Below are 4,308 nucleotides of genomic sequence, written 5' to 3'. Positions count from 1 at the left end.
GGTCCAGGATTCGACCGTCAGCCAGCTCAACAGCATCGGCAGACACCGCGGTCACGACCGCATCGGCACCTTCGATGACGGTGACGCCCAGCTTGGCCAGGTACTTGTGGGCGGTCCGACGCGCCTTGGGGTGTAGGTAGGGCACCAGAGCGCCGCCACAGATGAGAGTGACCACGCGGCCCTGCTCGGCCAGCTCGGCAGCGGTCTCGACTCCGGCCGGCCCGCCACCGATCACGCTCACCGGGGCCGAGATCGGCGTGTCCAGAAGGAGCGACCGCAGCCGCTGCGCCGCTTCCAAGGTCGCGACAGGGTGGGCGAACTCGGCGGCACCTGGCACCGAGGGCGCGGCGTTGCCGCTACCAACCGCGTAGACCAGGTAGTCGTAGTCGATCGAGTCGCCGTCGGCGAGCAGCACCTTGCGCGCGGGCGCGTCGATGCGCGTCACGCTGCCGACCACCAGCCGGACCTTCTCGGAGAGGACGTCGGGGTATTCGACTGCGCCCTCGTGGGTTCCGCCAGCGACCTGATGCATGCGCAACCGAGGCACGAAGACTCGACGCGGATTGATCACCGTGACGCGCGCTGCGGCGTTCGTGGTCAGGCGGTTGGCCGCCATCACACCGGCGTATCCGCCACCGATGACGACGATTTCGTGCTTGACGTTCATGCTCACGGCTCCTTGTTGTCGATCTGCCGCCGGGTTGATCTCGGTGACAGATCAACCTTCGCGCGAACGCGGCAACCGAACAACGTAAGCTTCGTGCACCGATTGATAACACTGGAGTTATGCGTGGAGCTACGCGACATCGAGATATTTTTGACCCTGGCCGAAGAGCTGCATTTCGGCCACACCGCGGAGCGACTGCACGTGTCCCAGGCCCGCGTGAGTCAGGCCATCCGCAAACAGGAACGCCGCATCGGTACCGCGCTTTTCGAACGCACGAGCCGCAGCGTGCGACTGACTCCGGTCGGGCGGCGCCTGCGCGAAGACCTCAAGCAAGTCCACGACCTGCTCCAAGCCGCGCTCGCCCGCGCTGAGGCCGCCGGATTGAACGCGGACCAGTCGCTGCGGATCGGCGTTTTCGGGCACGCAGGACACGAACTTCGGCCGCTGACCGACGCGTTCGCTGCGCGCTATCCGGAGTGTGGCATCACCTTTGGCGAGATCAACGGCGTAGACCCGTTCAACGCGCTGCGCGAAGGCAGACACGACATCAACGTGCTGTGGCTGCCCGTGCTCGAGCCTGACATCACCGTCGGCCCGACTGTGCTCACCGGCCGCCGCGTGCTCGCTGTGGCCACCGACCATCCGCTGGTCGAACGTGGCAGTGCTTCCCTCGAAGACCTCGCCGACTATCGTGTTGTCGATTTCGGTCAAGACGCTCCCGAGTACTGGGTTTCATCGATGGTGCCGACCCGCACGCCGCGGGGCCGCCGCGTCCCGCGCGGCCCGATCGCCAGGACCTTCTACGAGATCGTCTCCTTGGTGGCGTCCGGGCAGTGCGTCCACCCGCTCGGCGAGATCGCGGCACGCTACAACACCCCGCCCGGCATCGTCTTCCTGCCGATGCCCGACGCCCCAGAACTGCAGTGGGCGCTCACCTGGCGCACAACCGCCGACAGCGCCGCTATCCGCGCGATGGCCCGCACTGCCGCCGAATTAGGCCCAATCCAATTGTGAAAGTGCCGCTGCTCGATTCCGCTCGAACCAGTCGGACTCTACTTCGTTGGGTGTCCGGTAGTCGATCGCCGAGTGGGTTCGAATCTGGTTGTAGCGCAGTTCGATATAGCTGGTGATATCCCTTCTCAGGTGTTCCCGTGTCGAGTACTGGGTGCGGTTGACCCGCTCGTTCTTCAGGGTCCCATTGAACGATTCCGCCCAGGCGTTGTCGAAGCATGTTCCTGTGCGGCCTACGGATCGCAGGACACCGAGTTCTGCTGTCTCCGCGGCGAATTCAGCGCCGATGAGTTTCGGACTTGGCTCGCCCGCCGCGGCGGAGTTGGTTGTCTACCAGTCGAATCCATCCCTGAGTCACCAGCCATCGCTGTTGGGTCTGCGCGTCGAGGTCGTTGAGGAGCAACGGCATTCCCTTCGCGTCGGTCTGCGTTTCTGCGATCTCGGCCCAGTCAGGGCTTTGACCGTTGTGCATTCGCCGGTGCATGCCGATTGCTCGGGCCACAAGGAAGCCGATGGTGTGTGGCCGCGCCTGTGATACGTGGTCGCCATGGAGCGGGCAGGGCTTACCCCCTGGCCATGTCCACGAAGCGGCTCAGGTGCAGCTGGTGGGCGACGGTGATGGTGGCGGTGGGGCCGTTACGGTGTTTGCCGACGATGAGGTCGGCCTCGCCGCCGCGCGGGTCGTCGCGTTCGAACGCGTCGGGGCGGTGCAGCAGGATGACCATGTCGGCGTCCTGTTCCAAACTTCCCGATTCACGCAAATCGGACACCATGGGCCGCTTGTCCGTTCGCTGTTCCGGACCACGGTTCAGCTGCGAGATCGCGATGACCGGAACTTCGAGTTCCTTGGCGAGCAGCTTGAGGTGTCGCGAGAATTCCGAGACTTCCTGCTGCCGGGATTCGACCTTCTTGCCGGAGCTCATGAGCTGGAGGTAGTCCACCACGACGAGCTTCAGATCATGGCGCTGCTTGAGCCGCCGTGCCTTGGCGCGAATCTCCATCATGGTCAGGTTCGGGGAATCGTCGACGAACAGCGGCGCCTCGCTGATCTCGCTCATCCGCCGGGCGAGTTTGGTCCAGTCGTCGTCGCTCATCCGGCCGGAGCGCATATCGCCCAGCTTGATCTTCGCCTCAGCCGAGAGCAGGCGCATGACGATCTCGGTGCGGCTCATTTCGAGGGAGAAGATGACGCTGGCCATGCCGTGTTTGATCGAGCAGCTGCGCATGAAGTCCATGCCGAGCGTCGAGTTGTGGGTGGGTACCAGCGAGCGGCCTGCGAGGTACATGTGGTCGGCGTTGTCGACTTCGACACAGCGGACCGGGACGGGATCGATCTTGCGCACGTCGACGATCTGGCGTGCTTCCGAGCGTGCGGTGCGTGGCACGGCGTGGGCGTAGTTGTCGCGGGGAGTGCGCAGGCTGTGGGCGATCTCGCCGGTCGTGCGGACCACGGGGTGCGGTGCCAGGGTGGGCGCGAGCGTCGTCCACTCGTGTTCTTCGTCGGCAACGATGACCGTGCCGTCGGAGAACTCCACCTCGTAGCAGGAACGGTCGGCCATGACCTCGGTGGTTGCGACAACGCGGGTGGGCCGGCCGTCGGCGCCGATCAGTTCGGCACCCACCTGGATCTCACCCATGGTGGTCCAGCCTGCCGACGTGGGTAGGGGCGTGTCCAGCGCCAGCGCCTTACCCACACCAGGTCGCGCCGCGACGATGATCATCTGACCTGCGTGCAGGCCGTTGGTGAGTTCGTCGAGTTCGGTGAAGCCGGTGGGGACGCCGAGGGAGATGCCGCCGCGGGAGGCGATGGAGTCGATTTCGTCCATGGTGGGCTGGAGGAGTTCTTCCAGCGGGGTGAAGTCTTCGGTGGTGCGGCGCTCGGTGACCTCGTAGATCTCGGCCTTGGCGCGGTCGACGACCTCGGCGACGTCCTGGCCGTCGGCGCCCGCGTAGCCGAACTGGACGATGCGGGTGCCCGCTTCGACGAGGCGGCGCAGGATGGCCTTCTCGGCGACGATCTCGGCGTAGAAGCCGGCGTTGGCGGCCGTCGGGACGGTCTGGGTGAGGGTGACCAGGTAGGGCGGGCCGCCGATGCGCTTGAGTTCGCCGCGGCGGTCGAGGCCCGCGGCGACCGTGACAGGGTCGGCGGGTTCGCCGCGGCCGTACAGGTCGAGGATGGTGTCGTAGACGGCCTGGTGGGCGGGGCGGTAGAAGTCGCCGGGGCGCAGCACCTCGACCACGTCGGCGATGGCGTCCTTGCTCAGCAGCATGCCGCCGAGGACGGACTGCTCCGCGGCCATGTCGTGCGGGGGCTGGCGGCCGAAGTCCTCGCCGGGGGGTTCGGGCGGGAAGTCCGTATGCGCGCGGTCACCGGTGGTGGTCACCAGACCGTCCTCTCTGCCCGCAGAACCGGGGTTTCACATCGATGAACTCGTTGTACTCCCGGGCACCGACACGGATGTCAGCAATCGGTTGCCTGCGTGATTCCCGGGGTCGCGCGCAGGGCAATGCGACGAACCTAGGCGACGTTTCGGGGCGCCGCCAACCCTCTCTGTGCACACAACTGTGGATAACTTGGGGGTAGTTCACCCAGTGTTGTGCAGCTCCTGTGGAAAACGTGGGGAAAACCC

The 4,308-nt window shown here is 65.8% G+C and carries 4 protein-coding genes; 1 reads left to right on the top strand and 3 read right to left on the bottom strand.

The annotated features are described in order from the left end of the window. Positions 1–616 (bottom strand): NAD(P)/FAD-dependent oxidoreductase (locus tag ACFWPJ_RS26015; RefSeq protein WP_378855070.1); only part of this gene is annotated, 616 nt, incomplete at its 3' end. Here ACFWPJ_RS26015 and ACFWPJ_RS26010 point away from each other — a divergent pair. Continuing rightward, positions 506–1,681 (top strand): LysR family transcriptional regulator, encoded by a 1,176-nt coding sequence (locus ACFWPJ_RS26010; RefSeq protein ID WP_378855068.1) that lies wholly within the window; start codon positions 506–508, stop codon positions 1,679–1,681. The two genes, ACFWPJ_RS26015 and ACFWPJ_RS26010, sit on opposite strands and share 111 nt — an antisense overlap. On the opposite strand, the gene ACFWPJ_RS26005 is transcribed toward ACFWPJ_RS26010, so the two are convergent. Both ACFWPJ_RS26005 and dnaB read right to left on the bottom strand, forming a co-directional pair. After that, entirely contained in the window at positions 1,661–1,924 is a 264-nt protein-coding gene (locus ACFWPJ_RS26005; protein ID WP_378855074.1) for an integrase core domain-containing protein, read from the bottom strand. The two genes, ACFWPJ_RS26010 and ACFWPJ_RS26005, sit on opposite strands and share 21 nt — an antisense overlap. Positions 1,925–2,241: 317 nt before the next feature. Further along, complete coding sequence (dnaB, locus tag ACFWPJ_RS26000; protein ID WP_378855072.1) at positions 2,242–3,948, bottom strand: replicative DNA helicase; 1,707 nt, start codon at positions 3,946–3,948, stop codon at positions 2,242–2,244. Positions 3,949–4,308: the final 360 nt, after the last annotated feature.

This window comes from Nocardia sp. NPDC058497 (genome assembly GCF_042720195.1).
In the GTDB taxonomy this organism is placed as follows: Bacteria; Actinomycetota; Actinomycetes; order Mycobacteriales; family Mycobacteriaceae; genus Nocardia.
Note: the sequence above shows the minus strand (reverse complement) of the source record. Positions and strands in the feature narration are given on the sequence as shown.